5 protein-coding genes and 1 pseudogene are annotated in these 4,620 nt (G+C 72.8%); 5 read left to right on the top strand and 1 reads right to left on the bottom strand.

Annotation, left to right across the window (positions count from 1 at the left end; all coding sequences use genetic code 11):
- Positions 1–239: pseudogene (locus ACTIDRAF_RS28690) on the top strand (ATP-dependent DNA ligase); the annotation flags it as partial.
- A gap of 224 nt (positions 240–463) precedes the next feature.
- Positions 464–2,035, top strand: coding sequence for an alpha/beta hydrolase (locus ACTIDRAF_RS0213060; RefSeq protein ID WP_157163012.1), 1,572 nt, complete (start codon positions 464–466; stop codon positions 2,033–2,035).
- Between the two features lie 333 nt (positions 2,036–2,368).
- Here the strand turns inward: ACTIDRAF_RS0213060 and ligD are convergent, their stop codons facing one another.
- Positions 2,369–3,400, bottom strand: a complete 1,032-nt coding sequence (gene ligD, locus ACTIDRAF_RS0213055; protein WP_016699182.1) for a non-homologous end-joining DNA ligase — start codon at positions 3,398–3,400, stop codon at positions 2,369–2,371.
- Positions 3,401–3,506: 106 nt separating this feature from the next.
- On the opposite strand from ligD, the gene ACTIDRAF_RS0213050 reads away from it, so the two are divergent.
- The 3 genes from ACTIDRAF_RS0213050 to ACTIDRAF_RS28685 all read left to right on the top strand — a co-directional run.
- On the top strand, positions 3,507–3,839 hold the full coding sequence (locus tag ACTIDRAF_RS0213050; RefSeq protein ID WP_016699181.1) for a hypothetical protein: 333 nt from the start codon (positions 3,507–3,509) through the stop codon (positions 3,837–3,839).
- Between the two features lie 57 nt (positions 3,840–3,896).
- Positions 3,897–4,319, top strand: a complete 423-nt coding sequence (gene msrB / locus ACTIDRAF_RS0213045; RefSeq protein ID WP_016699180.1) for a peptide-methionine (R)-S-oxide reductase MsrB — start codon at positions 3,897–3,899, stop codon at positions 4,317–4,319.
- Between the two features lie 82 nt (positions 4,320–4,401).
- Positions 4,402–4,620 (top strand): hypothetical protein (locus tag ACTIDRAF_RS28685; protein WP_039787145.1); only part of this gene is annotated, 219 nt, incomplete at its 3' end.

The raw sequence follows: 4,620 nt of genomic DNA, 5'->3' as shown, positions 1-4,620 counted from the left end.
AGATCAGCCGCTGGCGGTCCACCGAACAACCGTGGCAGCCGCTCCGGCCGGAGCGGGTCGTGGAGGTCGGCTACGACCACCTGGAGGGGGCGCACCCGGCCCGGTTCCGGCACACCACGAGCTTCCTGCGCTGGCGACCGGACCGGGATCCCGTGACCTGCGGGTACGACCAGTTGGATGAGCCCGTGCGGTTCGACCTGGCCTCCGTGCTCCGGGGCGAGGTCCGAGGCTCCCCCTGACCCGGCGCCGCCGCCCGGGACAGCGGACGAGGACACCCATGAGGGCGGCACCGCCGGAGGACGGGTGGGTCTGGCACCACCCCGGGAACGCTCACCGCCCTGTTACCCGTTCGCTGGGAGCGTCTTGCGTAGTCTCTGCGTCAACCGGGACGGGTCGGGCACGGGGCCACGCCCCAACCGGACCCGGCGACCAGCGGAGGACCGTTCCGATCGGGGGAGGACACGTGCCGCGCACCCGAAGCCACGCGGTGGGTCTGGCGCTCACGCTCGCGGCCGTCGTGGCGGCGACCTCGTGTTCGGCGGGCGCCTCCACGGCGCCGCCGATGGCGGTGGCCGCGGACCCGGACCGGTCGGTGACCGTCGAACCCGGGTCCGACCCCGTGCCGCTGCCTCCGCTGGAGGAGCCGGGCGCCCACACCATCCGCTGGGCGGACTGCACCCAGCACACCCGGCAGCGGCTCGGGCTCACCGACGACGCGGAGACCCGGGCCTACGAGTGCGGCAGCGTGACGGGCCCCCTGGACTCACCGGAACAACCGAACTTCGGCACCGCCACGACCCACGTCCTCCGCGTGGGCACCGGATCCGTTCCGCTGGTCGTGCTCAACGACGTGGGTGGGGAGCCGGGCTCGCTGTACGCGGCACGCCTGGCCGAGGCCCTCCCCGCCGAGCTGTTGGACGCCTTCTCCCTCATCGGCGTCGACCGGCGCGGTACCGGCATGTCCGACCCGATCAGCTGCGTCCGGGGCGACGACAGGGAGAACATGGTCGGGTTCGACCCGGCTGTCACCGACGTGGCCGGCCAGGACTCCCTGCACTCCTCGTCGTCGTCGGCGGCCAAGGAGTGCACCTGGTTGCTCGAGTACCGGGCACGGGCTTTCGACCCGGCGCGGACCGCCGGTGATCTGGAGGTCCTCCGGTTGGAGCTGGGGATGTCCCGGCTCAACGCGATCGCACGGGGGGACGGGTCGGAGGTGCTGGTCTCCTACGCCCAGCGGTTCCCCGACCACGTCGGGCGGATGGTCCTGGACGGCGTTCCCGACCTGGGCTCGGACGCCCTGGCCCGGGCCGAGGAACGGGCGGCGGCGGCGGAACGCGCGTTCGAGGCGTTCGCCTCGTCGTGCGCGGCGCGGGAGGACTGCCCGCTGGGCTCCGATCCGGCCGCCGCGGTGGAGGAACTGGCGGAGGTGCTGCGCCGGGACCCGGTGCTCACGTCGGACGCGATGGTCACCCCGGGTGCCCTGGCCCGGGTGCTCCTCGACGGTCTCGCGGTGCCGGAGGAGTGGCCCGAGGTGGCCGAGGCGGTGGCGGCCGCCCGGAACGGGGACGGCGTGCCGCTGGGAACCCGCCTGCGGGACACGTTGTGGGAGGGCCCGCTGGACCCGCCCCGGTTCGACGCCTCGCTGGTGACCAGGTGCAACGCCTCCGCGCTGCGCCTCCCCCCGAACCAGGTGGCCGAGCTCAGCGAGGAGTGGCACGCCGAGCACCCGACCTTCGGAGGGCTGTTCGCCCAGGAACTGCTGCACTGCACCGCCTGGCCGGTGCCCTACCAGGGCACCGAGGGCGACACGGTTCGAGGGGCACCGCCGGTGATGGTGGTCAGCACGGCGACGGACCCGGTGACCCCAGGGCCGGCGACGCGCCGGATGGCCGGGCGGTTCGACAGCGCGGTGCTGGTCGACTGGCAGGGAACCGGGCACGGCGGCCTGGCGCGGTCGTCCTGCGTGACCGACGCCGCCGTCTCCTTCCTGGTCGACGGCGAGGCACCGGAGAACGACGTCGTGTGCCCACCGTGAGGGTGGGCACACCCGACGCCGTGCTGACCGGGTGAAGCGGGCTCAGCAGCCCGCGCAGCAGCCGCAGCCAGGGCCGGTGCACCCGGAGCAGCAGCTGCAACCACCCTGGCTGGGCGCGTGGCTGGTCGTGATCTCCATGTCAGCCTCCTAACGGGAACGCGAAAATGCCACCTCGTCGATCGTCGCCGGGTCCGTACCCGGCGGGGACCGCTGCTCGGATGAACCGGGACCGTCGATTTCCCCGCAGGGCGCATACCCACCGTAGTTGGCTGAACCGTTGCGGTGACTCCCATGCCGGGCGGTCGGGCCGGTCGGGCTGGCGACCCGCCGCTGTCAGTCCTGCCGGTCGCCGGGTCCTCGTCTCCTCGCCCGGGAGGGCTGCACCCGCGCCGGTTCGCCCGGCATCTTCGGGTGGTCGGGAGGGTAGGGCAGGTCACCCAGCCCGTGGTCGCGTTCGTCCCTGTCGGCCAGGTCGAGGAGGGGTTCCAGCCGGCTCGGGCGGGAGTGCAGGCCCGCGTGCGGATCGCCGCGACGGGCCACCAGGTCGGGCACGGTGCGGGTGGTCAGGTCACGAGGGTCGACCTCGCCGAGCTCGCTCCACTCCACGGGGGTGGAGACCGTCGCCGTGGGGCTGGCCCGCACCGAGTAGGCGGCCACGATCGTGCGGTCACGGGCGGCCTGGTTGTAGTCGACGAACACCCGTCGTCCCCGCTCCTCCTTCCACCACGCCGTGGTCAGCAGCTCCGGTTCGCGGCGGGCGAGTTCCCTGGCGAGGGCGATCACGGCTCGCCGCACCACCACGAACTCCCACTCCGGCTGGAGGGGAACCAGGACGTGCAGGCCGCGCCCGCCGGAGGTCTTGACGAAGCACGGATAGCCCAGCTCGGTGAGCAGCTCCCTGGTGATCTCGGCCGCCCGGACGGCGTCGGCGAACCCCGTCCCGGGCTGGGGGTCCAGGTCCACCCGCAGCTGGTCGGGCTGCTCGACCCGGTCGCGGCGTACCGGCCAGGGGTGGAGCTCGATCGCCCCGAGGTTCGCCACCCATGCCAGCACGGCGACCTCGGTCGGGCAGATCTCGTCGGCGCTTCGGCCGCTCGGGAAGCGGATGCGGACGGTGTCGACCCAGTCGGGGGCGCCCCGGGGAACGCGTTTCTGGAAGAACGACTCGCCGTCGACACCCGAGGGGAACCGCCGCAGGGTGGTGGGCCGGTGGTGGACGGCCCGCAGCACGGCATCACCCAGCGAGAGGTAGAACTCGACGAGGTCGAGCTTGGTCACCCCGACCTCGGGGAACAGCACGCGCGCCGGGTTGGTCACCCGGACCGTCCGCCCACCGACCGCCAGTTCCCGAACCTCGGTCGCCATGCGGTCCACCGTACGAGGAGTTGGCCGCGCCGGCCGGGCGCGGACCGGCCCCCGCCACCACCACCGAACGGGTGGCCAGGCCGCCGGCACTCGCTACCGTGGAGGTATGCGGAACACCTGGTTCGGCGCCGAGGACCCCGACGAGGGGCGTGACGTGCCCGGGTCCGGCACGGACCGCCTCCGGGACGAACTCGTGGGACTCGACCCGAACGACCCGGAGGTCAGGGCGTTCGCCGAGCACCTCGACCGCATGTCCCGCCCAGGCCCCACGATGACGGTGGAGGGGTCGCTCCGGGCGGTCACCGAGTTCACCGACTCGGTGAACAGGGCGCGCGGAGGACGACGTGCCGCCGCCGTGGCGCTGGTCTGGCTCATGTTGCTGTTCTTCGCGCTCGTCGCGTGGAACCTGCTCGGCTTCCTCCTCGGCGGTGGCGCGTGACCACCGTCTCCTCCCTCCGACCAGCGTCCCCTTGCCCGTGGGACTAGCGTTAGGGGCATGGAACCGGTGGTCGGTGCGACTCCTCGGGTCGTGAAGTCCGAGCAGGAGTGGCGCGAGGAACTGAGTCCGGTCGAGTACGCGGTACTGCGACAGGCCGGAACCGAGCCCCCTTGGAGCGGGGAGTACGTCGAGACGAAAACCACGGGCGTGTACGAGTGCCGCGCCTGCGGAGCCGAGCTCTTCCGCAGCTCGACCAAGTTCGACTCCCACTGCGGGTGGCCGTCGTTCTTCTCCCCCATGGCGGGCGATCGGGTCATCCTGCGGGAGGACCGCACGCACGGGATGCTCCGCACCGAGGTCCTGTGCGCCTCCTGCCACAGCCACCTCGGGCATGTCTTCGAGGGCGAGGGGTACGACACCCCCACCGACCAGCGGTACTGCATCAACAGCATCTCGCTGCGTCTGGTGGAGGACGAGTAGGTCGGGCCGCCGGGCCGGACAGCAACATCACAACATGGCCACATCGCGCAACGGTGGTCCCCCCGCCAGTCGTCCTACGGCCATGGTTGGGATTCTCCGCTCGGCCTTCGTGGTGCTCGGAGCCACGGCCCTCGGCGGCTGCGCCGCGACGCCCCCCGCGACGGGGGCGTTCCCGTGCGTCCGGCCGGAGGCGCCACCCGGGGTGGAACTGCGGATCAGCCCGCCGCTGGGTGCCAGGGTCGCCGCCGCCGAACTGGACGTGTGCTGGCAGGACTACTGCACCTCCGAGTCAGTGCGGCTC

This window comes from Actinoalloteichus spitiensis RMV-1378, from assembly GCF_000239155.1.
In the GTDB taxonomy this organism is placed as follows: domain Bacteria; phylum Actinomycetota; class Actinomycetes; order Mycobacteriales; family Pseudonocardiaceae; genus Actinoalloteichus_B; species Actinoalloteichus_B spitiensis.
This window is presented reverse-complemented; position numbering and strand designations above follow the sequence as displayed.

What these genes read in the sequence shown, in the direction of transcription:
- ligD (WP_016699182.1), bottom strand. Translation starts at nt 3,400, where the DNA reads ATGGCGACCGAGGTTCGGGAACTGGCGGTCGGTGGGCGGACGGTCCGG.
- ACTIDRAF_RS0213050 (WP_016699181.1), top strand. Translation starts at nt 3,507, where the DNA reads ATGCGGAACACCTGGTTCGGCGCCGAGGACCCCGACGAGGGGCGTGAC.
- msrB (WP_016699180.1), top strand. Translation starts at nt 3,897, where the DNA reads ATGGAACCGGTGGTCGGTGCGACTCCTCGGGTCGTGAAGTCCGAGCAG.